General features: G+C 67.2%; 21 protein-coding genes and 5 pseudogenes. 14 read left to right on the forward strand and 12 right to left on the reverse strand.

The window, feature by feature from the left end; translation table 11 throughout:
• Positions 1–27 precede the first annotated feature (27 nt).
• Entirely contained in the window at positions 28–774 is a 747-nt protein-coding gene (locus IG62_RS0111730) for an SDR family NAD(P)-dependent oxidoreductase (RefSeq protein WP_051797944.1), read from the reverse strand.
• Positions 775–910: 136 nt separating this feature from the next.
• Between IG62_RS0111730 and IG62_RS0111735 the strand changes: the two genes are divergently transcribed.
• Positions 911–1,504, forward strand: coding sequence for a TetR/AcrR family transcriptional regulator (locus IG62_RS0111735; RefSeq protein ID WP_051797946.1), 594 nt, complete (start codon positions 911–913; stop codon positions 1,502–1,504).
• A gap of 86 nt (positions 1,505–1,590) precedes the next feature.
• Here the strand turns inward: IG62_RS0111735 and IG62_RS49505 are convergent, their stop codons facing one another.
• A complete protein-coding gene (locus IG62_RS49505) occupies positions 1,591–1,716 on the reverse strand; it encodes a hypothetical protein (protein WP_267887869.1) in 126 nt (41 codons plus the stop codon).
• Between the two features lie 21 nt (positions 1,717–1,737).
• A pseudogene (locus tag IG62_RS41730) lies at positions 1,738–2,503 on the reverse strand (transposase family protein).
• A gap of 536 nt (positions 2,504–3,039) precedes the next feature.
• Between IG62_RS41730 and IG62_RS0111750 the strand changes: the two are divergent.
• Entirely contained in the window at positions 3,040–3,951 is a 912-nt protein-coding gene (locus IG62_RS0111750) for an alpha/beta fold hydrolase (RefSeq protein ID WP_234326424.1), read from the forward strand.
• Between the two features lie 776 nt (positions 3,952–4,727).
• The gene (locus tag IG62_RS0111755; protein WP_030800727.1) at positions 4,728–5,480 is read left to right on the forward strand and encodes an SDR family NAD(P)-dependent oxidoreductase; all 753 of its coding nucleotides are present in this window, start codon (positions 4,728–4,730) and stop codon (positions 5,478–5,480) included.
• 123 nt (positions 5,481–5,603) lie between these two features.
• Here the strand turns inward: IG62_RS0111755 and IG62_RS0111760 are convergent, their stop codons facing one another.
• Complete coding sequence (locus IG62_RS0111760; protein ID WP_199812457.1) at positions 5,604–6,092, reverse strand: winged helix-turn-helix transcriptional regulator; 489 nt, start codon at positions 6,090–6,092, stop codon at positions 5,604–5,606.
• A gap of 106 nt (positions 6,093–6,198) precedes the next feature.
• Between IG62_RS0111760 and IG62_RS0111765 the strand changes: the two genes are divergently transcribed.
• Both IG62_RS0111765 and IG62_RS0111770 read left to right on the forward strand, forming a co-directional pair.
• A complete protein-coding gene (locus IG62_RS0111765) occupies positions 6,199–6,984 on the forward strand; it encodes an SDR family oxidoreductase (RefSeq protein ID WP_030800730.1) in 786 nt (261 codons plus the stop codon).
• Positions 6,985–7,009: 25 nt separating this feature from the next.
• Positions 7,010–7,369, forward strand: a complete 360-nt coding sequence (locus IG62_RS0111770; protein ID WP_030800733.1) for a nuclear transport factor 2 family protein — start codon at positions 7,010–7,012, stop codon at positions 7,367–7,369.
• A 153-nt stretch (positions 7,370–7,522) separates the two neighbouring features.
• On the opposite strand, the pseudogene IG62_RS41735 reads toward IG62_RS0111770, so the two are convergent.
• A pseudogene (locus IG62_RS41735) lies at positions 7,523–7,768 on the reverse strand (transposase); the annotation flags it as partial.
• 915 nt (positions 7,769–8,683) lie between these two features.
• Positions 8,684–8,932 (reverse strand): hypothetical protein, encoded by a 249-nt coding sequence (locus IG62_RS0111780; protein ID WP_030800736.1) that lies wholly within the window; start codon positions 8,930–8,932, stop codon positions 8,684–8,686.
• A gap of 287 nt (positions 8,933–9,219) precedes the next feature.
• Here IG62_RS0111780 and IG62_RS0111785 point away from each other — a divergent pair, with 287 nt between their 5' ends.
• The 3 genes and pseudogenes from IG62_RS0111785 (at position 9,220) to IG62_RS48570 (ending at position 11,851) form a co-directional block, all read left to right on the forward strand.
• On the forward strand, positions 9,220–10,431 hold the full coding sequence (locus IG62_RS0111785; RefSeq protein ID WP_051797948.1) for a PP2C family protein-serine/threonine phosphatase: 1,212 nt from the start codon (positions 9,220–9,222) through the stop codon (positions 10,429–10,431).
• A 327-nt stretch (positions 10,432–10,758) separates the two neighbouring features.
• Positions 10,759–10,854, forward strand: a pseudogene (locus tag IG62_RS48565) (hypothetical protein); the annotation flags it as partial.
• A 325-nt stretch (positions 10,855–11,179) separates the two neighbouring features.
• Complete coding sequence (locus IG62_RS48570; protein WP_234326426.1) at positions 11,180–11,851, forward strand: ATP-binding protein; 672 nt, start codon at positions 11,180–11,182, stop codon at positions 11,849–11,851.
• 1,052 nt (positions 11,852–12,903) lie between these two features.
• Here the strand turns inward: IG62_RS48570 and IG62_RS0111795 are convergent.
• Positions 12,904–13,983 (reverse strand): polyprenyl synthetase family protein, encoded by a 1,080-nt coding sequence (locus tag IG62_RS0111795; protein WP_030800741.1) that lies wholly within the window; start codon positions 13,981–13,983, stop codon positions 12,904–12,906.
• A gap of 539 nt (positions 13,984–14,522) precedes the next feature.
• On the opposite strand from IG62_RS0111795, the gene IG62_RS0111800 reads away from it, so the two are divergent.
• Positions 14,523–15,956, forward strand: a complete 1,434-nt coding sequence (locus tag IG62_RS0111800) for an MFS transporter (RefSeq protein WP_051797949.1) — start codon at positions 14,523–14,525, stop codon at positions 15,954–15,956.
• Positions 15,957–15,996: 40 nt separating this feature from the next.
• Here IG62_RS0111800 and IG62_RS0111805 read toward each other — a convergent pair whose 3' ends face one another.
• From IG62_RS0111805 to IG62_RS0111815, 3 genes are all read right to left on the reverse strand, one after another.
• Positions 15,997–16,419, reverse strand: a complete 423-nt coding sequence (locus tag IG62_RS0111805) for a hypothetical protein (protein WP_030800745.1) — start codon at positions 16,417–16,419, stop codon at positions 15,997–15,999.
• Positions 16,420–16,468: 49 nt separating this feature from the next.
• Positions 16,469–17,287, reverse strand: coding sequence for an IS5 family transposase (locus IG62_RS0111810; protein WP_030800748.1), 819 nt, complete (start codon positions 17,285–17,287; stop codon positions 16,469–16,471).
• A 176-nt stretch (positions 17,288–17,463) separates the two neighbouring features.
• Positions 17,464–18,045 (reverse strand): helix-turn-helix domain-containing protein, encoded by a 582-nt coding sequence (locus IG62_RS0111815; protein WP_324604619.1) that lies wholly within the window; start codon positions 18,043–18,045, stop codon positions 17,464–17,466.
• A gap of 120 nt (positions 18,046–18,165) precedes the next feature.
• On the opposite strand from IG62_RS0111815, the gene IG62_RS0111820 reads away from it, so the two are divergent.
• From IG62_RS0111820 to IG62_RS44545, 4 genes and pseudogenes are all read left to right on the forward strand, one after another.
• A complete protein-coding gene (locus IG62_RS0111820) occupies positions 18,166–19,092 on the forward strand; it encodes an NmrA/HSCARG family protein (RefSeq protein ID WP_037838167.1) in 927 nt (308 codons plus the stop codon).
• On the forward strand, positions 19,089–19,970 hold the full coding sequence (locus IG62_RS0111825) for a TIGR03620 family F420-dependent LLM class oxidoreductase (RefSeq protein ID WP_234326427.1): 882 nt from the start codon (positions 19,089–19,091) through the stop codon (positions 19,968–19,970). The genes IG62_RS0111820 and IG62_RS0111825 overlap by 4 nt, the downstream gene beginning before the upstream one ends.
• Positions 19,971–20,141: 171 nt before the next feature.
• Positions 20,142–20,312, forward strand: a pseudogene (locus IG62_RS46240) (IS5/IS1182 family transposase); the annotation flags it as partial.
• Between the two features lie 316 nt (positions 20,313–20,628).
• Positions 20,629–20,936, forward strand: a pseudogene (locus IG62_RS44545) (transposase); the annotation flags it as partial.
• A gap of 83 nt (positions 20,937–21,019) precedes the next feature.
• Here the strand turns inward: IG62_RS44545 and IG62_RS0111840 are convergent.
• Together IG62_RS0111840 and IG62_RS0111845 are read right to left on the reverse strand one after the other, a co-directional pair.
• Positions 21,020–21,964: a methylenetetrahydrofolate reductase gene (locus IG62_RS0111840; RefSeq protein ID WP_030800757.1), complete on the reverse strand. Its 945-nt coding sequence runs from the start codon at positions 21,962–21,964 to the stop codon at positions 21,020–21,022.
• A 622-nt stretch (positions 21,965–22,586) separates the two neighbouring features.
• On the reverse strand, positions 22,587–23,147 hold the full coding sequence (locus IG62_RS0111845; RefSeq protein ID WP_030800759.1) for a hypothetical protein: 561 nt from the start codon (positions 23,145–23,147) through the stop codon (positions 22,587–22,589).
• Between the two features lie 912 nt (positions 23,148–24,059).
• Between IG62_RS0111845 and IG62_RS0111850 the strand changes: the two genes are divergently transcribed.
• Positions 24,060–24,806 (forward strand): hypothetical protein, encoded by a 747-nt coding sequence (locus IG62_RS0111850; protein WP_030800762.1) that lies wholly within the window; start codon positions 24,060–24,062, stop codon positions 24,804–24,806.
• Positions 24,807–24,836 lie beyond the last annotated feature (30 nt).

The raw sequence follows: 24,836 nt of genomic DNA on the forward strand, positions 1-24,836 counted from the left end.
AGTGTTGTCCTCTTATGGGAGGCAGGTTCAGATGGCGGTGCGGCCGCCGTCGACGGCGATGGTCGCGCCGGTGATGTAGCCGGCCTTAGGCGAGACGAGGAATGCGACAGCCTCGGCGACCTCGGCGGGCTGGGCGGCTCGCTTCATCGCGGTGGTCTCGGCGAGCGCGTCGAACAGGTCGCGGGCCTCGGGCCGGGTGTAGACCGGACCGGGGGCGACGGTGTTGAAACGGACGCCGCGGCCGCTGTACTCGGCCGTCCATCCTCGTGTCAGTGACGCCAGTGCGGCCTTGGTCGCGCCGTAGGCGGCGCCGGTGGCCAGACCGAGGCTGCCCGCCATGCTGCCGATGTTGACCACACTGCCCGATCCCTTCGTCGCCATCGCCGGGGCGAACGCGGCCACGAGGAAGAACGGTGCGCGGACGTTGCCGGCGAACATCGCGTCGTAGTCGGAGACCTTCATCTCCTCGGTCGGTGCCCAGACGGCTTGCCCGGCGTTGTTGACCAGGACGTCGACTTCGCCGACCTCCGCGGCCAGCTGGTCGACACCGGCCGGATCCTCCAGGTCCGCCTCGATGAACCGGGCCTCGCCGCCGGCCGCGGTGATCTCCTTGACGGTCTCGGCGCCGCGCTGGGCATTGCGGCCGGTCACCACGACGGACATTCCGTCGGCGGCGAGCCGCTTGGCGACCGCCCGGCCGATACCGGAGGTGGCCCCGGTGACCAGAGCAGTGAGGGGATGCAGGCCGAGGTTGTCTTCGCGCTCCACAGACATGGGATGCACCTTTCCGAACTATCATCCAGACCGGTCTGTCTAGCAACAACTCCAACCTAGACAGACCCGTCTGGATATGTCAACGGTTGCAGGCAACCGATTGAAGACAGACAGACCTGTCTGCTACCTTGTGGCTATGTCTGAGAAAGTGCTCTCACCACGAGAACGCAGTGCGGCGGCGCGGGCGCGGCTGCTGGCCGCCGCCGACGAGCTGTTCTACGCCGAGGGAGTCCAGTCGGTCGGCATCGACCGGGTCATCCAGCACGCCGGAGTTGCCAAGGCAACGCTGTACAGCGCCTTCGGCAGCAAGGACGGCCTGGTCCGCGCCTACCTGCAGGCACGGCATGCCGCGACCGTCGAGCACATGACACGCGAGCTCGAAGCGCGCTACGAAACCCCGAAGGAGCGCCTGGTCGGCGTGTTCGAGGTGCAGGGGCTCTCGTTCATCGAGCCGGGCTTCCGTGGCTGCGCGTTCATCAGCGCGAGTGCCGACGCCCCACCCGGCGGCGTCGTCGAACAGGCCGCGAACGACTACCGCACCTGGCTGCGCGAACTCTTCTTCGGCCTCGCCCAGCAGGCAGGCGCCAAGGACGCGAAATCACTCGCCCAGCAACTGGTACTGCTCTACGACGGCGCCGGGATCAGCGCCTGGCTGGACCGCGACCCCAGCGCCGAAACAGCCGCCCGCACCGTAGCCGCCGCCCTGGTCGACGCTGCCATCCCAGACTGAACCAGCCCACCTCGACCGCGATCACCAACACTCGATCCCACCGGCGTGTGGGGTGGCCTCGCCGCGTCGGTCGGCGGTTCACGGCCCTACGCGGCACCGGTGCGGCTGTGCAGGTCGGTGCGTGCGCTGTCGAGGGTTTCGTCGGCAAGGGCGGGGTCGGCATCGGCGACGGCGCGTGACAGAAGCAGGGCTCCGGCCATCTCGCTGAACAATGCAATGAGCCTTTTCCAACCTCACTTTGAGGCGTTGGGGTGGAGGGTGAGGACCGCCTGGACGAGGCTGGTGATGCGGGTGGCGCTGGCATCGCAGCTTGCGCAGGAGCCTCCAGGTTTTGAGTGTGGCCATGGCCTGTTCACCGAGCGCACGGATCTTGGCGTGGGAGATGTTGGCGGCCTGCTGACCTGCGGACAGCTTGTTCCAGCGACCGCGGTAGGGAACCCGCACGGTGCCTCCGGCGCCTTGGTAGCCCTTGTCGGCTCAGCAGCGCACGCCTGACTGGGCCAAGGCGTCGATGATGCCGTGGGTGCGAGCGGCTCGGATGTCGTGTACTGCGCCGGGCAGCGCAGGTGAGGCCCACAACAGGTTCCCGAATGGATCGACAAGGACCTGGACGTTCATGCTGTGCTTCTTGTGCTTGCCGGAGTAGTACGGCCGGTCGACGGCGATGCGGTCGATGGGCAGCAGCGTGCCGTCGAGGATCAGATACGCCTTCCGCGCCGCCGTGTGGACAGCGGTGGTCAGATCCGGTGCCAGGGCCGCCAGGAGCTCGATGGCCTCGGCCACGTACCGGTAGACCGTGGCGATCCCGATGCCGAAACCGGCTGCCAGTTGGGCGTAGGTGTGACCGCACCGCAGGTGGGCCAGTACCCGCAGGGCCTGCCGGTCAGCGGGGAGTCGGCGCCACCGGATGCCGCGCTCCAGACGCCGGGCGCGTAGCAGGCCGGACAGGAACCGAAGTGCTGAGCTGGACAGATCGATCCCCGATGGGTAGACAAGCACGCGAATCTCCGGGCGGACAGGTTGCTCTTGGTCGCCCCCCATCTACCAGGAGCCTCACCTCTTCCCGCGCCCAGCGCTCACACCAACTCAGCACGTCACCAGTCAGGGTGGGAAAGGTCGCTGGCTGCCCTCACATCAGAACAACCTCTGGCGGGCCGTGTTCACGGAACGCGATGGCCGATGGCGCAGAGCTGATGGCGACCTGATCCAGTGAGCGGCTTGCTCCCCTAGGCGGAACGGAAGTTCGCACAGTTAGTGGCACGGTTTCCACTACGGAAAGCCCGTCGAGTCAGTGCTCTGCGCACGCACTGAGCGGTCATCGGAATACACACGGCTCACGACGTAGGTTCTGAACACCCATTGACTCTGACGTTCACTCCCATGGCCCACGTTTGTGACCCGGTTAGAGGACGTGGCCGCGCTTGCCGGTGCGGATACCTGAACACTCGGGTGCCGTAGGTCTGACGGAAAGAGAGAGTCTCATGACAGCATTTCCGGTACTCGGCTCACGGCGCCGAATACGTCGCATACACATCATGGCAGCTGCGTGCGGCATAGCCCTGTGCACGACCGTGGCGGCCCCTGCCGCCGCGGACGGCGGCACGACCACGACCAAACCCACCATCGTGCTGGTGCACGGGGCGTTCGCGGACGCCTCCAGCTGGAACGGGGTCGTCGAACGGCTCGAACGCCGTGGCTATACCGTCATTGCTCCCGCCAACCCGCTGCGCGGGCTGTACAACGATTCCACCTACATCGCCTCGGTCCTGGACAGCATCAAGGGCCCGATCGTGCTGGTGGGCCACTCGTACGGCGGCGCCCTGATCAGCTCGGCCGCCGCGGGCAACCCCCGGGTCAAGTCGCTGGTGTACGTATCGGCACTGATGCCCGACGTGGGCGAGAGCGGCATGTCCCTGGCCGCCAGGTTCCCCAGCGAACTCGGCACCGCCACGAAGTCCGTTCCCTACCGGGCCGGCGGCGTCAGCGGCACCGACCTGTACCTCAAGCCCGACAGACTCCATCAGGTCTTCGCCGCCGACCTGCCGCAGAGCACCACCAGGGTCCTGGCGGTGACCCAGCGGCCCGCGGCGACGACCGCGTTCTCGCAGAAGGCCAAGGTGGCGGCCTGGAAGCACATCCCGTCGTGGTTCCTCGTCGCGAAGCAAGACAAGACCATCAACCCCGACCAGGAACGCTTCGAGGCGAAACGCGCGGGTTCACACACGGTGGAGATCGACTCCTCCCACGTGGCCATGATGGCCCACCCCGAAGCGGTCACCGACCTCGTCCTCCAAGCCGCCACGGCGGCTGATTCCGCCCGGTCTGCGCTGGCCGCCACCGGTTCCGCACGGGCGGAGACCGAAATCGCCGGCATCGCCGCCGCCTCGTTGATCGCGGGGGCGGGAACAGTCCTCCTGGGCCACTGCCTGAGGCGCCGCGCGCGCTGACGGCGCTCCGGGACAGCGTCCCTTCCTGTGCCGTGCGGCACCACCCGCATCACCGGCCTCGTCCAGCCGGTCCTCACCCTCCACCCCAACGCCTCAAAGCGAGGTTGGAAAAGGCTCAGGGGGCAGCTCGGATGCGGCTGCTCATCGGCCACGGCGCCGAATTGCGAGGCCAGCCGTCCGCCCTGCATGAGCGATGGAGCGGACACGGCCCCACAGGCCGTCCGGTGCTGGACCCCGCGTCATGGCAGACATCCGCTGACCAGGCAAAACCGGACTGCGGTGGACCACACAGAAGCGCCGCTCACACGTGACGCTGCGGCCCGCGCACCCCGTTGGGGGCCTTCCGCCGGCCCAGCCGTGGGAACACCTGGGACGTCCACCCATGAAACCCCGGAACCGAGAGCGTCTACGTCATCGACGGGACGCTGCATTACCACATCAGCGACGCGACGGTCGAATGCCGTCCCGGGTCCTTTATCCATATCCCTGAGGGCACATTGGAGCGGTTTGAGCCCACCAGCACGGTGCGGCTCCTGACCACCTACACGCCGGGCGGTATCGAAAAATTCTTCGCCGAGGCGGGTGAACCAGCCCGGCGACGGGAGCTGCCACCCCAGTCGGACGCGCCACCGGACATTGATCGCCTCATCGAGATCGGCAAGCGGCACGGAATTCAGATGCGGCCCATGCCTGGTGCTTAGAAGTTGCGCGATATGGCATGACACGCGAGAGATGATCGATAAGCAGAGCCAATCCGAGGAATGAAGGCTGTGAACATGACTTCCGCAGACCTGGAAGGACGCATTGCCCTGGTGACCGGGGCGACCAGCGGCATTGGCGCGGCGACCGCCTCAGTGCTCGCCGAGCGGGGCGCGCATGTGCTGGTCGCGGGCCGCGACCGTACCCGCGGTGACGGCGTGGTCGACGTGATCCGGGGGCGACGCGGCAAGGCGGACTTCGTGGCCGCCGATCTGCGGGACGCCGAGGCAGTCCGGCGGCTGGCCCGTGAAGCCCGACGCATCGGCGGTGGCCGGGTCGACATCTTGGTCAACAATGCGGGCATCTATCCGTTCGGGCCGACGGAGCAGACACGCGAGAGTGACGTCGACGCTGTCTATGCACTGAATGTGAAGGCTCTGTTTTTCCTGGGGGCGGAACTGGCGCCGGCGATGGCCGAGCGCGGCAGCGGAGCGATCGTCAACGTCAGCACCATGGCCGCCGAGCTCGGCGCCTCTGGAATGGCGCTGTACGGGTCGAGCAAGGCGGCGCTGAACCTGCTGACCAAGGCATGGGCTGCCGAGTACGGTCCGCGCGGGGTTCGGGTCAACGCCGTGCAGCCTGGCCCGACCCGGACGGAGACCACGGCCGGCATGGCAGAGGACCTCCAGGCCCTGGCCTCCCAGGCGCCCGCCGGACGGCCCGCCACCGCGATGGAGATCGCAGAGGCGATCGCGTACCTGGCCGGCGACGCGGCGAGCTTCGTACAAGGCGCGGTCCTGCCCGTCGACGGAGGACGCACGGCCGTATGACGCCTCGGCTCAGCCCGCGATCCCAGCGACGGTAGTCGACTGGACGGGCTGTGGCAGTCCACGCAGACCTTGTCCGTCGCTTCACAGCCAGGGCGCCGGTTGCCCCGGAAGATTCGGTTGCATTCAGGCAGTGGGGGTGTAGCGGGCCCGCATGGCGTCACTGGCGGCGGGTCCTGCGGTGAAAACGTACGCGTTGCCGTCGTCAAGTCGGCGGCCGGTCTTGGCGTCGACGACCACGGGTTCGACCTCTTCGCCGCTGTGCGCATCAACGAGGATCATGCTGCGCTCATGCGGCGCGAGGCGGGAGTTGCCCCACGCGGCCAGGGCGAGGATCACCGGGCGCAGGGAACGTCCCAGCTCGGTGAGGACGTACTCGTGACGGACGGGGTTGCTCTGGTAGGGCCGGCGCTCCAGCAGTCCGGCTGCGACGAGGGTCTTCAGCCGAGTGGTGAGCATGCTGGAGGAGATGCCCAGATTCTCCTGGAAATGGTCGAAGCGGGTGTAGCCGTCGAAGGCGTCATGGAGGATCAGCAGCGTCCACCACTCGCCGACGTGCTCCACCGTCGTGGACAGCGGGCATTCCCGGTCCTCCAGTCTGATCCGGCTCGCCACCGTGATCACCCTCCCAGTTACTGCTAAAGTCGAAGCTAGTGGCTTCTATTTTAGCAGCAACAAGGGGAGCGGCGTCTCATATGCCCCCCGGGAACGGAGAGGCTCCATGACCACCACCCTCAGCGAATCCCTCGAAGGCCGCCGCGTCCTGGTCACCGGCGGCACCAAGGGCACCGGAGCGGCCATCGCCCGGCGCCTCACCGAGTCCGGCGCGAGCGTCCTCGTCACCTCCCGCAGCCGCCCCGACGATGTTGAGGAGGAGACGTTCATCGCCGCCGATCTGTCCACCATTGAAGGCGCCGCCCACGTGATCGCCGAGGTGGACGCGCGCTGGAGAGGTGTCGACATCCTGGTCCACACCCTTGGCGGCTCCGAGGCGCCGGCCGGAGGGTTCGCGGCGCTGCGCGAGGACGACTGGACCCGGGAGCTGAATACGAACCTGTTGGCCGCCGTCCGCCTGGACCGCGGCCTGCTCCCCGGCATGATCGCCAGCGGCAAGGGCGTGATCGTGCACGTCACCTCGATCCAGCGCCGTATGCCGCTGTGGAACGGCACCCTGGCCTATGCGGCCGCCAAAGCGGCACTGACCACCTACAGCAAGGGGCTGGCCAACGAGGTCGCCCCGCACGGCGTCCGCGTCAACACCGTCTCACCAGGCTTCATCCAGACCACTGCCGCCGACAATCTGGTCGCCCGGATCGCAAGCGAAGCCGGCGTCACCCGGGAGGCGGCGCTGGGCCAGCTCATGGACTCCCTCGGCGGCATTCCCCTCGGGCGCCCCAACCGGCCCGAGGAAGTCGCCGAGCTCATCGCCTTCCTCGTCTCCGACCGTGCCTCGTCCATCGTCGGCGCCGAGCACGTCATCGACGGCGGCACCACACCCACCGTCTGACCCCCTCACCACCCACAGGACCGTCATGCCTGAACAACAGCCCCGCACCATCGCCCCGCACACACTGCCCGAGACGATCACCCGCTACCTCAAGGCCCACCGCGCCCACGACACCGCCACCGCGGTCACCACCTTCACCGATGATGCCACCGTGACCGACGACGGCAAGACATACCAAGGCGCCACCGCAATCGAGCGGTGGCTGAGCCGCTCCGCCACCGAGTTCACGTACACCATCAATCTCACCAGCGCCCAGCAGATCGACACGACCCACTACATCGCCACACACCACCTCGAAGGCAACTTCCCCGGCGGGACCGTTGACCTGCGCTACCAGTTCACACTCCGCAACAACCTGATCGAGCGGCTCGTCATCGAAGCCTGAACCACGCTCTTCCCAATGCCCCACCCGGCCCCGACGAACGCGCCGAGGCAGAAGTATTCCAACGACACCCGGCACTCGAACCTGCTCAGGACGCGCGACTGATCGCACAGCACTGATTCATTTTGCTAGAGATTGTCCCGTATGGGGTGTGCCTTATCTCGTGAGGGCGAGGTTGTGCAGTCGGGCGACGCCGAGCATGGCCTGGTGGACGCCGTTGCCCTTGAGACGGCAGTCCCGCAGGACCTTCCAGCTCTTCAGCCGGGACAGGGCATGTTCCACTCGGGCCCGGCGGTGCACGGCGTTTTCCGCTTCCTGTTGCGGGCTCAGGCGCTGCTGACCTCGGCGTCTGCGGTGCGGAATGAGCAGTCCCGTGCCCTGGTAGCCGCCGTCGGCGATGGTCGGTGCACGTGGCAGGCTCGGTCGACCCCTGATTCCGTGAATGCCAATGCGCGAAGCGGGTGGGTCACTTCGCGCAAGCAATCCGCGTACCAACCGCTGCAGTGCCCGCAGTACGCACCGATCCAAGTCCCTGCATCGAACCGCCGATTCGAGAGCTGTGTCGCCCACCGTGCCAGTGTCGTGCCAGATAGGGCGGTAAACAACGGTCAACAGGGGCTAGGCATACGGCGGGACACCGCCTGCCGGTGCGGCATCTTCGCTGGTCAGGACGGCGTATGGCACCCGAAAGCCCCCTGATTCCCACGCTCAGAGCGCGGCTTCGATTCCCGTCACCCGCTCCATGCAGAAGCCCTAGGTCAGCGGCCTGGGGCTTGTTTGTTGCCTAGACCATTTTTGGGTCGCGTGCCATTCGCGTGCCATAACGGACCGATTGCCGTACCGAGTTGGCCGGCGCAAGGCTTCCGCAGGGCCTTTGACGCCACGTCGTCCCGAATATCGAGATCCACTTCCTGCGGCGTGCGTCACATGCCCTGCGCTGCGGCGACCGTATGCGGCCGCAAAAAGCCTCGTCGCTTCACCCCCTGCAACGCATGAGAGGTCGTCACATCGGATCGTGACGGAAGCCGACCAGACCCGAGAAGCGGTCCGGGACTCCGAGGGCGGCCACGGCGCCCGTGTGACCGTGCCGGCACGCTCGGTGTGAACCTCGAAACGGCCCCGGTGAAACCGCCGGGGCCGTCCTTTCAGGCGCAACACGTGAGAGTGCGCAACCCACAACCCACGGTACACCTGCAGGTATTTCCGACGTGATTCCGCAGGCTGACGCAAAGCGTGAGCACATTCCGCTCGGAGCTCAAGCACCGACGACCGGGCTCGGCAGCCGGCAGCGTCGGGCCACCGGCAGGGTGGTGCTTGCTATTCCGCATTACCGTGCCACTGCCCCTGGACACGGAACCAGAGCCCCGGAGCGTAGATCGAATCGACGACAGCGGCTTCGCCCTTGGTCACCCTGAGGATCCGCAATGCACCGCTCGGAAGCAGGTCGTACTCGTACGTGGCGGGCGACTCACCTTCGGTGATGTCGTCGTACGAGACATCTGCAGCCACCAGCTCCGCGTATTCCTTGGGAGGCCGGTTCTCCACCAGCTTGATGAACACGCTCATACCTTGACGATAGATCCCCCGCGATTTTCCCGCTCTCGCTCTCCAGAGACCCTTTTGCGGCAGGCGCCTTCCGGCCCACGTCCAAGAGATCCGGGAAGTGACATGCCGCCTGCGGAGCAATGGATCAGGCAGAACCGACAACCGCTGCACGCTGCTCTCATCGATCACTGCCGTGCCGGGAGTTCATGTGCGCACATCATTCAAGAGGATTCCTGAGAACGTCCGACCTCGTATGGCCCGCGCCACCGCGGGCACCACCCCTGCAGGCTGCCGGCAAAGGGCCGGCGATGGCAGGAGGTGAACGCCGACCCCGGACAGGGGGCCTGGGCCCGTCGGAAGGATTCGGGGAACAACTTCTGGGGACCTTGCTGGACCGGGGGCATGAGTCGCCGCCGCATCTGCTCGGTCCGCTGATCGCGGAACAGGTGGGCCGGCTCGGCGGCCGCGAGATCGCGATCCTTCTGCAGGACTACGGACAGCTGCTGCTGGTGCCGGTGCCGGGCGAGGGGCTGATGGCCGGTGAGCCGCATCCGATCGACGGTTCCGACGCCGGCCGGGCCTTTCTGGAGGGGCGTCGCGTCGAGGTGGGGCAGGCCGACGGTGTGCGGGTCCACCTGCCGCTGCTGGACGGCGGGGACCACGTGGGCGTCATGGCCGTCACCCTGGACAGCGTCGACGACGACGACCGGCGGCTGCTGCGCAGGATCGCCGCCTTGACGGCCGACATGCTGGTGACCAAGCACGGATACACCGATTTGTTCTTCCGGGTCCGGCGCAGGGAACCGATGAGCGTCGCCGCGGAGATCCAGTGGTCGGTCCTGCCACCACTGGCGATGTCCGTGCCCCGGGTCGCGGTGGCCGGGATGCTGGAGCCCGCGTACGACGTCGCGGGCGACAGCTTCGACTACGCCCTCAACGGCGACATCCTGCACGTGGCCGTGGTCGACGCGATGGGCCACGGTCTGGACGCCGCCACAATGGCCACGGTGGCTATCGGCGCCTACCGGCACGCCCGGCGCATCAGCATCGGAATCTCCGAGATCTACGCGTTCATGGACCGGGCGATCGCCGACCAGTTCGGCCCCGACCACTTCGTGACCGCCCAGATGATGCGGCTCAACACGGCAACCGGGCACCTACAGTGGGTCAACGTGGGCCATCCCGCGCCCCTGCTCATCCGCGGACAGCACGCCATCCGGCGGCTCCACAGCCCGACCACCCTGCCGGTCGGATTCGGTGGCCAGGAACCCCGGATCAGCGAGCTCGCCCTGGAGCCGGGCGACCGCGTCCTGTGCTTCACGGACGGGTTGATCGAGGAGCACGTAACCGGCGGGGAGGAGTTCGGCGAACAACAGCTCATCGACTGGGTGGACCGCATCGCGCGCACCGGGACCGAAGTGCGGACGGCGGTCCGCTCCCTCTCCCACACCCTCATGCGGGAACGGGGCGGAATCACCACGGACGATGCGACTCTCCTCCTGATCGAGTGGCGCGGCTGACCGGGCCGCACGACGCCACGGACGATCACCGGAGCGCCGCTGAGGGGTCAGGGTGCCCGCACGGGAGGCCGGGTGCCGCCGTGCAGGGCCTCCCGCGCGGTCGTCACGGCGGGCTGGGCACCGGATGATGGAAGTACCTCCAGCACTCGGAGCCGACTCATGACGAGCTGGCTTGTCAGGGACTACTCCGGGGACGACCTCGAAGCGGTGATCCGCGTCGACGCGGAGAGCGGCACGACCGGGGAAGCCCCCCTGTTCCACCTCTCGGACGTCGTCGCCGCCCTCCAGGCCCCCCATCCGGCCGTGGTGGCCATGGCCGACGAGGTCATGGTGGGGGCCGCAGTGAGCCATGTGGAAGGCGACCGGGCCTGGATCCTCCGTATCTGCGTGCTGCCCTCCTGGCGACAGCAGGGGCTGGGCAACGCTCTGCTCACCGCGCTGGAGCAACGGCTGTTCACGGGTGGTGTCCGCACGGTGCACGCGGTCCTTTCTGACGGGGAGACCGGCGTGACCGCCCTGCGCAACTGCGCCTTCGAAGCCCGCTCCGGCCTGGTCTTCTTCGAAAAACGCGCACCTGTGAGACCCCAGATGATCAGCCTGCTGTCGTCGCTGGGAGCGGAGCTGCCGCCGGGCGGCCTGTGGCAGCAGGTCGCCGGGATGGAACACGAGAAGCGGCTCATCGAGCGCCGCCTGGTGCTGCCGCTGGCCCATCCCCAACTGGCCGCTGAACACGCCACCACGCGCCGTCATGCTCTTCGGTCCGCCCGGGACCGGCAAGAGCACCTTCGCGCACGCGATCGCCGACCGTCTGGGATGGCCCTTCCTGGACCTGTTCCCCGCCCGCCTCGCCGCCGAATACGGACTGGCCACCGGTCTGAACCGACGCTTCGACGAGATCTCCCAGCTCGACCATGCCCTGGTCTTCATCGACGAGGTGGAAGAGGCGGCCGGCGAACGCATCGGCGCGGACGCGACCGCGGTCGGCATCGTCAACGAGCTGCTCAAGGCGATCGTCCGCTTCCGCAGCCGGGACGGCAGACTGCTCGTCTGCGCCACCAACAACGTCACTACCTTGGACCCGGCCTTCCTGCGCCACGGCCGCTTCGACTACGTCGTCCCCCTCGGCCCACCCGACCAGCAGGCCAGGGCCGCGCTGTGGGAGAGCTTCCTGACCCGCGCGGGCGCACAGGCCGATGTCTCGGCACTCGTCTCCGCCAGCGAGGGCTTCACCCCGGCCGACATCGGCCACGCCGCACGCACCGTCTCGCAGTCCGCGTTCGAGCGCACCATCGACACCGGTGCCCGGACCCGCCCCGCCACGGACGACTACCTGGACACGATCCGCAGCACCCACGCCACGGTCAGCCCGGCCGTGGCCAAGGAGTTCGCCGAACAGCCCGAGAGGTTCGCGCGCATCTAGCGCCTCGCGGAACGGGTGCTGGCTTCCGGCAGTACGTGCCCTCCGCGTGCCCTGACGGGCGGTGAACCCCGGTCGATGCGGGTGCCTCCCGGCCCACCCCAACCCTCCACATGGACCGCGTTTACGCAGTTCAGAGGCTTAGAAGCGACTAAGCGCCCGGTGATTCCCAAGCTCAGAGCGCGCCTCACTCAGCCACTGAGCAGCCCCTGCCAGCACGATCAAGATCGCTGCGGGATGATGCTGACATTTTGCTGACCTCTCAGCGTGAGCTATTCCCTGCTTTGTGCCGAATGGAAATCCCGGAGAGGTTGCCGATTCACCGACAGGGTCCAGTGCTCTTCGAGTTGAACCCTTTCGCGAGAGGCGAGAATGATGTTTGGGATCTCGCCAATTCCTAATTAGGAAATTGTGGGGACATGGATTACACCTGCCTGCTCTTGGCAGGAGGGCCGCCTGTGTTCTCCCCGGGCAGGGCGCCAAACTTGCAGGTCAGATCGATCTTTCACTGCCCTTCGATCATGTGTAGGTTCACCGGTGTGAAGCCCGGTCTGGTCTGGCAGGTTTGATGCTGACTCGATGCTGACTTTCGTGATGGTGAGTCAGGTGAGAGAGGCGGTTTTTTAGCGTGCTCAGACCGCCGGGCGTGAAGCTGCTGCCGTGGCCACGGGTCGGCTGGGTCGCCTGTCTGTCATCCGACCTGGCGGGTGACGGCATCCTGAGCGCTTGTGCCTGCTCACCCCTGGGCAGGCACAAGACCGGTTGCCTGTGGGTGTAGTGGCCGTCATCGAAGGGCCACACTGTGATCACGGTGCGCGGACCGAACTGGTGAGGGTGTGCGGACACAGCGGCATGCACAAAGGCGAGGACTACGCGTTCGTGATGGGTGTCACCGGATGGAGCGCCAGCGCCGTGCCGCTCCGCAGGCCGGGCGGCTGCCCTGCCCCACCCTGGCATGTGGGGCAGGGCAGCTGAAGCCGATGGCCGGGCCGATGTTGAGGCTGGTGTCCGGTGGGAGGGGACTGCTTGGTCAGCCTGTGCGCGGCACGGTCCAATCAGTGGCTTCGTTGTGTGTTCCACTGGGGCAGGTACTCGAAGAGGGTGACGGCCTCCTCGCGCCAGTGGGAATGCCATGATGCGGCTTCGGCGGAGGCGGCTTCGGCGTATCGTTCGATGGCGTCCTGCAGTTGGGCGTGAACGCCGTGACGGTAGGCGATGTCACGGATACGGTCGATGGTTTGCGGCGTGCAGCCCGGGTCGCCGAGTGCGGCCTGGACCGTGTCGTGATCGCTCCCGCTGGTAGCGGTCAGCAAGGCGCGGAGAACGTAGGTGTGGCGGCCGGCCCGCACGTCGCCGCCGGAGGGCTTGCCGGTGGTCTCCGTATCTCCGAATAGATCGAGATAGTCATCGCGCATCTGGCCGCTGATGCCGGCCAGCGTGGAGTAACGGAGCACATTCGCCTCGTACTTGGTCAGGTCTTCACCAGCGGCCAGGAGTCCCAGGGCCATGGGAGCGAAGATGGCCTGTCGACTGGTCTTGTACTCGCTCACGGCGTCGAGCAATTCCTCATCGGGCGCGGGGGTGACGTCGCGTTCCAGGTCGAGGATCTGGCCGACGACGGTGTCAGTCGTCATGGCGTACTGGACGTCCAGCATGGCGAGTTTGCGCTCGGCAGGGATGTTGGCCTGGAGCAGGACGCGCATTGCCAGGAACCCGGCGAGATCGCCGGCCATCATGGCCAGTCCCAGAGCGGTCTGCGGGTGTTCGGGGAAGTCACTGCGGTAGGCGTAGTAAGTCGAGGGCCCACCGCGGCGCACCGGCGAGTCGTCGATGATGTCGTCGAGGACGAGCGCGTGGGTCTGGAGCAACTCGGTGCTCAACGCGGCCTCTTCGATGCCGGGCACCTCGTCGTCGGTCACGAGGCGAGCCGCCTCATGGACCAGGGCTACCCGCATCCGTTTGCCGCCGCGCAGCGAAACCTCCGCCAGCAGTTCCAGGCAGCGGGGAGCGAAGCGGCTCAGAGGCGGACTGCTGACCTCGTGAGATAGCTCGGCGAAGTACTTCGCGAAGGACGCGTCGAACCGCTGCTGGTGCCCGGAGAGACGTTCCAAGGCGGTCAGTGCACTGCTGTTCATGAGCGTGGGGGCTGCCCTTCCTGAGGGATTGTCGCAGGTAAGCATGCCAGGGACCTTGAGCGCGTGTTGTTGAGCCGATGGCGCGGTCGACCGACTGCTGACGAACAGACCACAGGGAGGCCACCGGCGTAGTGCCGAAGCGGCAGGGGCCTCTTTGCACATCTACGAACTCGTGCATGGTTGTCGGTGAGGCGTCGAGCTCTTAGAGGGTGTTCTGCGCGCTTTCGCCTGAATTCAGATTGAGTTGGCCTTCGGGGTGACGGTGCTGGCTTGCTGAAGGTGCACAGGATGCGATTCAAGGTGACTCGCTGCTTCGCCGCAATCTCAGGGCGTCGCCGGGCTGCTGACTCATCGCCGGATGTCAGTTCGTCCACTTCGCCGCGCCTCCCGCGAGTTCCGGGGCGGTCCCGTCGAGGGGTACGCGAAACCGCCCCACTTCGAAGATGTGAGGCAGATCACGTCCGTTTTGCCGGATTACCGGGTCTCCCGGGCCCGCCATGATGCCTGGAAGGAAGCAACTCAGGGACGGGGTTTGGCAAGTGGACGACAATCAGAGTGTCGGGTCGTGGCGGGAACTCGGCAGCCATTTCGGCACCGTCGTAGTGCTGGGCGGGGGCGTACTCGTCGGCGCCGTCAACATTTACCTGGCCGCAAGTCTGCTGCCGACGGCGGTCGCGGACATTGGCGGTGAACGCCTCTACGCATGGAACATGACCGTCTTCCTGACTGCCCAAGTGGTCGCGACCATGCTCGTGAGCCGAACTCTTTCCCGGCGCGGCAACGTCGGCTCCTATCTGGTCGGCTTTGGCGTCTTCGCCGTCGGATCGGTTGTCTGCGCGGCCAGTCCGGTCATGCCGGTGCTGCTGGTCGGCCGTGGCGCGCAGGGACTCGGTGCGGGCTTGTTGACCGGCCTGGGGTTCGCCCTGATCTATTCGGCACTGCCGCGCCATCTGTGGGTGCGGGGCAGCGCGTTGATCTCCGCCATGTTCGGCCTGGGCAACTTCGTCGGTCCGACTCTGGGCGGCCTCTTCGCCCAGTTCGGGTCCTGGCGGCTGGCGTTCGTCGTGTTGGCTGTTGCCGCGGGAGTGATGGCGGCGTTTGCCCCCCACGTACTTCCAAAAAGCGGCAGGACCGAGGCGGAGGCGGTTCCGGTACCGCTGGGGTCGTTGATGCTGGTCATCGGGGCCGCAGGGGCCGTGAGCGTCGCCGGAATCCTCTCGAACGACGTCATGATGGGGGTGTTCATCGCGCTGGCACTGGCTCTGGTCACCGCCTTTGCGGTGACGGAGAAGCGAAGCCAGGTCCGAGTCCTACCGCGCCCCACCTACCAGACTGGCTCCGCATTGCGGTGGGTCTACCTGACCATCGTGTTCCTCGCGGCTGGCGTTGCTGTAGAGACGTTCCTGCCGTTGTTCGGTCAGCGCCTGGGCGGACTGCCGCCGGTGGCTGCCGGGTTCTTCGGAGCGGCATTGTCGCTCGGCTGGTCGGCAAGCCAAGTCGTCAGCTCCTCAGCACACCAGCAGCGGACGATCCGATGGCTCCGGGTGACCGGTCCAGGTGTCCTTGCAGCTGGGTTCGCCGTGCTCGCGCTGTTGCAGCACCGCAATGCACCGCTACTTCTGGTCATCGCATGGCTGCCACTTCTTCTCCTCGCCGGCACGGGGATCGGCCTGGCCATGCCCCACCTGTCCGTTGCTGCGATGGCCAGCACGCCGGACAAGGAAGAGGGAGGAAAGGCCGCCGCGGCGATCGCGACTGTGCTCACCATGTCGACAGCGTTCGGTGCGGCGGTCGCCGGCCTCCTGGTCAACCTGGGTGGCCCTTCGATGGTTACCTCCGCGCGCTACCTCCTGCTGGGCTTCGCTGCTATCTCCACCCTCGGGATGCTCACCGCGCTGCGCGCCAACCACCTCGCTCAGCCGACCGAGGCGCGGCGCGGGACCGAGGCCACGCAGACCGCAGGAAATGACTGACGAGGACGTGAGTGGGCGTTGTGAGGCGCTTCGTCAGGTTTCAGCTTGAGTTGGTGTCTGGGGTGGCCGGTGTCGGCTGGGTGAGGGTGAACAGGCCGGGTTCGGGCTCGGTGAGGATGTCGCGGTCGACCAGGCGTTTCAGCTTGGCGCGGACGCTTTCGGTGTGCCGCGGCTCGGTGCCGATGCCCAGAATCTCGCAGACCTCTTTCGCACGGAGCCCGCGCCCGGCCCGCTCGAAGGCGGTGAGGACCTCGCGGTAGCCGGGCGGCAGCGGCTCCGGTGGCTCGATGCCGTCCTCGGCGGCCAGTTCCAGCATCGTCTCGCAGGTGATGTCCAGGCGTTCCAGAGTGCGTTCGGCGGCGGCGAGTTGTTCGGTGAGGAGCCCGATCTGCTCACGCAACTGTCCGGCCGTCTCGCGTACCAGCTGCTGTCGGGCCTCGATCTTGTCGAGGAGATGCTTCACCGGGGCTCCTGCACGTCGGGGGTGCGGGGTGCTGGGCGGACGGGTCGCGTCAGGTCGCAGTGGTGGTGCGGGTGAGGCGGCGGAGCATGAGGTCGGTCATGGACCAGTGGATCCAGGCCGCCGAGCTGGACGGTCTGGTTTCGTAGTCACGCACGAGACGTCTGTGCAGCATGAGGGTGCCGAGAGTCTGCTCGACCACCCACCGCTTCGGCTGCGGGGTGAACCCTTTCGTACCCGGCTCGCGTTGCACGCTCTCCACGTCGATACCGAGGCGGGCGCCGTGCTCGACGACGACCTCCTTGAACCCGGCGTCCACCCACGCCTTGGTCACGGTGGGCGCGCTGGCTGCGACCTTGTCGAGCAGAGTGGTTCCGATCGCGTTGTCCTGCACGCTCGCCGCCACCACGATCACTGCGATGACCAGGCCGATCACGTCGGTGGCGATGCCTCTTTTCCGGCCCGGGCTCCTCTTGCCCGGATCCAACCCGGTCGTCTCCTTCGGCGCGTTCACCGAGGCCCGCACCGTCTGCGAGTCCAGGACCACGGCGGAGGGGTCCTCCCGCCGTCTGCGCATCTCTCGGGCCAAGCAGCGCAGCAGCTCGTGGATGGTCTCCGCGGTCCCGTCGTCGCGCCACAGGCCGAAGTAGTAGTACACAGCGCTTTTCGGCGGCAGATCATGCGGGAGATACCGCCACTGGCAGCCGGTCCTGGCCTGGTACAAGAGGGCGTTCACGATCTCCCGCATGCCGTAGTTGCCCTCATGCCCGCTGACCGAGGGATGCCGGCCCTTCCACGCGGTGATCACCGGCCGGATCAGCTCCCAGGCTTCATCCGACAGGTCGCTCGGGTATGGCTCACGCCCATCCACGCCCACCAGCACACCGCGCGTCCGGCCGATCGTGAAGTCCCGGAACCGGACAACCCACCGTCAATCGCGACGAGTTCGCCGAGCACTCGCAGAACACCCACTTAGAGCGACCGAGGATAGGCGTCGTCCTTGCGGTGACCGTGCCCTCTGCGGACTCTTGCCCGTGGGTTCGATACTCAGCGCGTGCGTACCCCGTCGATGGCGAGGGCTAGCAGTTGGTCGGCCTCGGCCGGGCCGTCGGGTTCCTGCTCGGTGGCCAGGGCGATGGCGCTGACGAGTTTGAGCAGTTGAGTGGTGGTGACCTCGGGGCGTACGGCGTGCACCTGGCGGGCGCGTGTGAGGAGTGCGTCGCCGGCGTTGACGATCATGGTGTGGCAGGCGCTCCCCAGCGTCGGATCCCCGCCACGGGCGCCGTGCATCAGTGATGCCCCCAGGCCCCGATTGGCTACGGCGTGTGCGCCGACGGCGCGGAGCCAGGTGACGAGCGCGGCTTCGGGATCGGGATCGGAGAGCAGGTCTTGTGCCTTGGCGCAGAGCGCCTCCACCCGTCCCTTGAAGACGGTCTCCAGGAGTGCCTGCCGGGTCGGGAAGTGCCGGTGCAGGGTCGCGGAGCCGACTCCTGCGTGGCGGGCGATCTGCTCCAGGGAGGCCTCGGCGCCGTGTTCGGCGATGACGATCCCGGCGGCGGCCACGATCCGGTCGTAGTTACGGCGCGCATCGGCGCGCATCGGCTGCGGGGCAGCGGGGTCCTTGGGCACGGGAACTCCTGGCAGCTTGATAACCGGGGTGGTCCCCCATATCGTAGCGAACGAGAAACGGGGGGCCACCCCAGTTACGAGGTGGTCTCTGTCGCCATGGGTGAGACAAGGGGAGAGACCGTGGAGTCAGCAGGGAAGACAGTCGCCGTGGTGGGGGCTACCGGCCTGCAGGGCAGGGCGGTGTCGCGGCATCTGCTCAGCAGCGGCTGGCAGGTTCGCGCACTCACCCGCGACCCGGACGGGCCCTCGGCCGTGGCACTGGCGAGCGCCGGAGCGCAGGTCGTACGCGCGGAGATGGAAGACCTCGCCTCTCTGGAGGCTGCCGCCGACGGCGCTTACGGCGTGTTCAGCGTCCAGCCCACGGTTGGCTCCCCCGGCACCGCGCCGGGCTTCAGCGCCGAGGATGAGGTCCGCTGGGGGATGAATGTCGCCAAGGCCGCACATACCGCCGGGGTCTCGCACTTCGTTTTCACCTCCGTTGCCGGGGCGGACCGCCACGGCACCGAGGCGCTGCCGCAGAACCTGGTCAGCAAGTGGCGGATCGAGCAACGCATCGCCGAACTCGGCCTGCCCGCGACGATCCTGCGGCCGGTGTCGTTCATGGAGAACTTCACCGGTGGTTACGCCCTGCAGGGCGGGGCGTTGGCCACTGCCATCGCCCCCGACACTCCTCAGCAGATCATGGCCGTGGACGACGTCGGCTTCGTCACCGCGCTGGCGTTCTCCCGGCCCGAGGACTGGATCGGCCGTGCCGTCACGCTGGCCGCGGACGAGCTCACGCCGGTCCAGATCGCTGCGGCCATCGAGAAGGCGCTCGGGCACCCGCTGCCCTACGTCCAGATCCCGATCGAAGCGATCCGGGCCCTCAGCGAGGACTTCGCGTTCGCCATGGAATGGCTCAACGAACGTGGCTACCGCGCGGACATCCCCGCCAGCCGGCGAATCCACCCCACCGCGATGGACTTCCGTACCTGGCTGCGGCACACCGGCGCAGCCCAGATTGCCGCGTTCCTGGCCGCGCGGCCTACTACGGAGCAGCACGCGTGAGCACCCGTATGCCCGGCCTCGGACGCGTCGGGATCTGGGCGGGCGACAATGACAACTACCGGGCAGCCGATCTCCGCGCTGCCGCAGCGGCGGCCGAAGACCTCGGCTACGGCGCCCTGTGGTTCCCCGAGACCACCGGGCGAGAGGCCATGGCACAGGCCGCGATCCTGCTGTCGACCACCCGGCGGATCACGGTGGCCGCCGGCATGGCAGACATCTACGCACGCGACGCGGTGACGACCGCCGCCGCCCAGCGCACCCTGGAGGAGGCGTTCCCCGAACGGTTCCTGCTCGGCCTGTGGGAGAGCCATCCCAGCCTCGCCGAAGACGTGCGCGGTCACCGCTTCCGGCCCGCGCCGGCCACGATGCGCTCCTACCTTGAGGCGCTGGACGCCGCCCCGTTCGGGCCTCCCGCAACACCGGCCTCGCCGCACCGCGTACTGGCAGCCCTGGACCCAGACATGCTCTCGCTCGCCGCCGAACATACCTGGGGCGCCAACGTGTTGGGCATGCCCGTCGAGTACACCCGCACGGCCAGGGCGGTGCTCGGCCCCGAGGCACTGCTGGCCGTCACCCAACTCTGCGTCCTCAGTCCCGACCGCTCCCGGACGGCCGAGCTGGCCCGCGCCACGGCAGCGGCGGCCCTGCCCAACCGCCGCACGCTGCTGCACGAGCTGGGACACCAGGACGCGGACGCGCTCGGCGAGCGGCTCGTCGACGCGGTCGTCGCCCACGGCCACGCCGAGGCCATCGCCCGCCGCGTCCACGAACACCTCGATGCCGGAGCCGACCACGTCAGCCTCCACCTCCTCACCCCCACGCCCCACACCCCACCCGCGTGGCAGTGGGAGCAACTGGCCGCGCACCTCCCGACCTGACCAGGCGTCTGCAGGTGGGAGCCGCAGCAAGAACACGGCTCCCACGCAGGCAGGCCAATGCCGACGGCGTTCCGGCCCGCTCCGCGCCGTAGCTGGCACGTTCATTCGATGGTCAGGGTGCAGGCCCGATGCTGGCCGCGCCTGCCGCAATGCAAGTACCGGAGGGGCCCCGTGCCTGCCATACCGTCATCCCTCTTCGAGCCTCTTTGGGAGCAGTTCTCGGCGTTACTGCCCAAGCGATCCGAGTTCGATCCGGCGCATCCGCTGGGCTGTCACCGCCGACGCGTACCCGACAAGACCGTATTCCGGCTGGTCGTAGAGGCGCTGGTGCACGGCTCCGGTCGACTTCGTGGAAGTCGCGCTCGCGGTCTGTCCACCGTCCGTCTTGCTGGAGCCAGCAAGCTGTACCGGCGTCCTCTGTTTCCAGCAGGGCCGAGACACTCTCTTCCCGCCAGCGGAAGAGCAATGCTCAGAACCTGTGGATCGGCTCGGTGAGGGCGCACCCTCCCGAGTGATCGATTCGAAGGTCACTGAGTAGGCCGGCGTTGGCGCGTCGGCTGGGAGGGCACGCCCATGCTTACCGTAGTTGATGCCGCCGGAACGACGCCGAACGGCTTCCTGATCGACGAGATCGTCCGGGAGGGCGCCCGGCGGAAACGCCGTCAGGGCGTTCGCGAAGCAGTATGGCGCGAAGTTCCCCAAGTCCGTGGCGAAGGTCGTCGACGACGAGGACGTGCTGCTGGCGTTCTACGACTGCCCGGCCGAGCACTGGATCCACCTGCGCACCACGAACCCGATCGAGTCGACCTTCTCCACTGTGCGGCTGCGCACCAAGGCGCCGGGTCGCGGTCGGCCGCTCTGGCGATGACGTTCAAGCTGATCGAGTCCGCCCAGGAACGCTGGCGCGCGGTCAATGCGCCGCACCTGGTCGCCCTTGTGCGAGCCGGAGCCCGATTCAAGCGCGGGTCCTCGTCGAACGGGAGGACGCCAGCGCGGCCTGAGCCGCGTCCCGATCGCGGGATTCGAGAGCCGCACGTTCGTGCCCGGCTTCACACCGAGGGTGTACCTCGTCCGAGCAGCCGGCTGAGCTCGTGGGCCAGGGCGACCGAGGCGTCGATCTCGACCTTGCGGATGGATACGCTCTCCACGAGGAAGCCGAACGGCATGCCGAGCTTGCGGCAGAAGGCGATCAGGTCCCGGGCGTTCGCCAAGCAGTGCTGGTATGACTCGGCCAGGGTGTCGTCCGCATGGCGCAGGGAGTTCTCCAGCCAGCGCGGGACGCCGACGCCGAGCCATTGGAGGAACGCCAGCGTCTTCACCGAGCCGCACACCGAGAGCGTGAACAGGACGGGCCTCGGTTCGAGGTCCCGCTCGCGGCAGGCGTAGTAGTAATCGGAGACCATGCTTTTCGCCGCGTCGGCGCTGTAGATGACCTGCGAGATGAAGTACGCGCACCCGGCCACCTGCTTGGCGACGAGCCGCAGATGCTCCTCGGGGCGTTCGGTGATGGCCACGCCACCGAGCAGCAGGTCTGGGCGGACATCGCGGCGCAGGTCCTGCGCCTCGGACAGGCCGGTCCGCACCGCCTTCCCCTTCGAGGACGCGCCGACGAAGACGCCGAGCAGCCGGTCGGCGTCGGCCGTCCGCAGCCAGGTCCGCAGCTCCGTCTGGGAGTACTTGCCGACGCACCGGTAGACGACCACCGGACGGTTCCACTTGCCGAGATAGTCCGCGTGGTACACGGCAGGGTCGATGGTCGGCAGATACGGAAACGGCCGCTGCGCCGGATTACGGTCGCTCTCATCGTCGATGTCGTACAGCGCCAGACCGTCGACATCGAGGGACTCCAACCGTGCCAGGGTGGCTGCGGTGATCTCCCGGATCCGCTCGGGAGTGTTGCTCAGGCGGGGCGGCGTGATGCCGAACAACAGGACACCGCTGTCGGCATCGGCCACCCGGCTTCGTAGATCTGTGCCGTCGCTCTGGTTCGCCATGACGCGGAAGTTAGCAGCTCATCCGCCATACGGCAGGCGAACACCACCCTGTGAGACCGGACTCGGTTCTGAACCAACTGACGTCCGGCCGCGCGGACCAGATCCACAGGATTTGACAATTGCTCCAAGGCCGGAGAGTCGCCAGTCAAATGGTCGCCCCCTGGGCTGTCGGCCCACCATGACGGCCAGCATCGGGGAGGCTCTGTGAGGTCGGGGCGGCTGCTCCGTCACTGCGCCCGCGGCGGGCCCAGCCAGCCGCCCCACCATCGCTCACTCTGCCACACCTCTTACCGGAGCTTGTCAGGGGAGACGAGCTCCGGTAGCTCTCCTCGCCGTAGGTCTCGACGTCCGGCGGAGACTGCTCAGGCCAGTGAGCTGACGATAGATGTGGAATAGTTCTTCAACGTTGCGCCCACGCAAGTCCCCTGTCGGCCTCCGGTTGCGGTCTGCCGTACCGTCATCCGCCTTCCCTCACGGGGTTCGCCGTCCGAGCCGGCCAAGCGCGCCGCCTGTCGTTGCCGACCGAGGTTCCGGTACAGGACGGGCACTCCCGGGCGCCACGCAGTGAGCCCGGCAGTGGGCGAGGGGCCTCCGCACCGGCAAGATGCTGCAGCGTACCGGGCTACTTCACAGACCACCTAAGGGGTTGGTCGTAGAAGCCCTGGGAGTACGTGACGTACTTGATCTTGGCGTTGGCAGGAATCAGGTAGGGCTCACACATGGTGCGCTCCTCGCCCCGCTGCCAGAGGTCCTCGTCTTCGATGTCCTTGACGGCATCGAAGCGCTTGCAGTCCTTCGGCATGGCGGTGAGATCGGCGATGAGGAGGAATCTGGTGGCAGGGCTGCCATCGGTGGTTTCAGCCCCGATGTTGACCATTGGCTCGGGCTCCTTCACGGCAGAGCCTCCAACGTGCTTGGCTCGGACGTAGACCCACGCGATCTTCTGGCCGTCGAATTTGCTGTCGTTGAGTTCCTTCAGGTCCTTCGGCTTGCCTTCGACGACTTTGGTGGGGGTGATGGTGAATCTTCCGGTCTTGTTGTACTTGGTGATCTCCTGCTCCTGGCTGGACTGGCCGAGTGTGAGCACCGCTGAGGCCGTGCTTTTTATGGCACTGGGCTGGTTGTCCTGGAAGAGGTTGCCAGCTCCTGTGCTGCACGCGGCGACGGTGCTGAGGGTGGTCATGCTGGCGGCTATCAGTCCAAATCGTCGGAGCTGCGTTCTTTTCGGGTTCATGTTCTTCCTGCGGCTTAGTGGACGTCTCGGGTGGTGGGGCCGGGGAAGTGCTGGGTGGCCTGGTGGTCGTCCATGATCTGCCAAGGTCAACGGTTGTGCTCAGCCCGGGAGTTCCTCCTACGACAGAGGGATGAGGAGGCCGTTGCCACCGTCACCGCCCGCAGCACCAGTCCCCCCCGGCACGCTGCCTCGGTACGTTCGGCCGCTGGTCGCCTCGCCGGCCTTTCTGATCTGTGAGTTGACTTCTGTGTTGTTGGTCGGCGTACCCCTCAAATTGCGTTCACGTCACCGCGGCGGGGTCGTCGTATCGTGGAGAGCCTGGCCTGGAGCGCCGCTCTCGGCACATGTGGCGTCCGGGTTCGTGTCAGGCCATAGGCGCTGGTCAAGCGCAGCTGCGGCGGTCGTCATCTCGGCGTGCGTGAGCTGATCTGTCTGCGGGTCAAGGACTGTGGGCGGGTGCGGGCTGTCCCTTGTGCCGCGTGAGATCGACGAGTTGAAGGGGGACCGGCCCAGGACAGGTGTGCCATAGCGGGCAAGTTGTTCCTCGACAGCCAAGTCAAAGTCCTCGACGGGGCCGCTCCAGTCGGTGCCTGGCTCCGCCCATCAAAACGCCTGCGGATCCGCTACGAGATACGCGCCGATCTCCATCTCGGCCTGCTCCAACTCGCCTGCGGCATCATCTGCTTGAGGAGACTCGGGATCTCATTTTGAAATCATCAGTAAGGGCAGGTGAGGAGATGAAGGTGGCCATCTCGGTGGTCCGGAGCCCGCCGCCCAGGACTACCCGAGCGCGTTCGTGCTGGTCAGCGGGCTAAAGAACTCCTAACAGAATGACTTCAGGCGTCACAGTAGGCTCCTGTCATGACGCTCGCGTACTGGGAACGGCACCGCTTCGACGACGCGGCGATGGCGGCCGACCGGGACGAACTGCTGAAGTCGGCGGACCAGAACCCTGACCCGCGCGCCGCCTTCCTCAACCTGCTGCGCTCCGGGCAGCGGGACGCGGTGTGCACGGCGCTGGAGTACTTCCACTACGAGGACCGGCAAGCTCGGTGGGGTTTTGGTAATCCGCTGGACGAGCATGCTGTGGAGGTGCTGGACCGTGCCCGGTGGGTGCTGCGCGGTACGCCGCTGCCGGAAGCACAAGGGCAGGACCGGGCGAGCGCGCTGTGGGCAGTCCAGAACCACGCCGAGGCTGTGGACGCCCCATTGATCATCGCCGCGCTGCGCGCCGTGGACGGCGACGTCGTCGACGATGGCGCCGTGTCCGCCGCCGGGCAGTGTCTTTACGCCTGCGATGTCCCTGAGGATCCGGAACTTGTCGCCCAGCTGGGCGCGATGGCCCTGGACGAGTACCGCCCCCTGCGAGTCCGCGAGGCGTGTGCAAGGGCGCTGGCCTCGGCGGAGTCCGACCAGGCCGCCGAGCTCGCGCTACGGCTGACCGGCCTCCCCGAAATCGAACTCCAGCTGGCTGGCGCCCTTGTCCTCACCGCCCACATCGACACGCATCGCCTCCTCCTCGAACGCCTGCTGGCCACCTGGCCCCCCAACACCCCCCATGCGGACGACATCCGCGACGCCTTGGAGGAGGATGAGGATGACGCGTGACGTATGCGTGAACTCCTGACGAATGATCTT

The organism is Streptomyces sp. NRRL S-337 (genome assembly GCF_000720175.1).
GTDB lineage: Bacteria > Actinomycetota > Actinomycetes > Streptomycetales > Streptomycetaceae > Streptomyces > Streptomyces siderophoricus.

Coding starts and splice junctions, on each gene's coding strand:
- IG62_RS0111730 (WP_051797944.1), bottom strand. CDS start 774: ATGTCTGTGGAGCGCGAAGACAACCTCGGCCTGCATCCCCTCACTGCT.
- IG62_RS0111735 (WP_051797946.1), top strand. CDS start 911: ATGTCTGAGAAAGTGCTCTCACCACGAGAACGCAGTGCGGCGGCGCGG.
- IG62_RS0111750 (WP_234326424.1), top strand. CDS start 3,040: ATGGCAGCTGCGTGCGGCATAGCCCTGTGCACGACCGTGGCGGCCCCT.
- IG62_RS0111755 (WP_030800727.1), top strand. CDS start 4,728: ATGACTTCCGCAGACCTGGAAGGACGCATTGCCCTGGTGACCGGGGCG.
- IG62_RS0111765 (WP_030800730.1), top strand. CDS start 6,199: ATGACCACCACCCTCAGCGAATCCCTCGAAGGCCGCCGCGTCCTGGTC.
- IG62_RS0111770 (WP_030800733.1), top strand. CDS start 7,010: ATGCCTGAACAACAGCCCCGCACCATCGCCCCGCACACACTGCCCGAG.
- IG62_RS0111780 (WP_030800736.1), bottom strand. CDS start 8,932: ATGAGCGTGTTCATCAAGCTGGTGGAGAACCGGCCTCCCAAGGAATAC.
- IG62_RS0111785 (WP_051797948.1), top strand. CDS start 9,220: ATGGCAGGAGGTGAACGCCGACCCCGGACAGGGGGCCTGGGCCCGTCG.
- IG62_RS48570 (WP_234326426.1), top strand. CDS start 11,180: ATGCTCTTCGGTCCGCCCGGGACCGGCAAGAGCACCTTCGCGCACGCG.
- IG62_RS0111795 (WP_030800741.1), bottom strand. CDS start 13,983: ATGAACAGCAGTGCACTGACCGCCTTGGAACGTCTCTCCGGGCACCAG.
- IG62_RS0111840 (WP_030800757.1), bottom strand. CDS start 21,964: ATGGCGAACCAGAGCGACGGCACAGATCTACGAAGCCGGGTGGCCGAT.
- IG62_RS0111845 (WP_030800759.1), bottom strand. CDS start 23,147: ATGACCACCCTCAGCACCGTCGCCGCGTGCAGCACAGGAGCTGGCAAC.
- IG62_RS0111850 (WP_030800762.1), top strand. CDS start 24,060: ATGACGCTCGCGTACTGGGAACGGCACCGCTTCGACGACGCGGCGATG.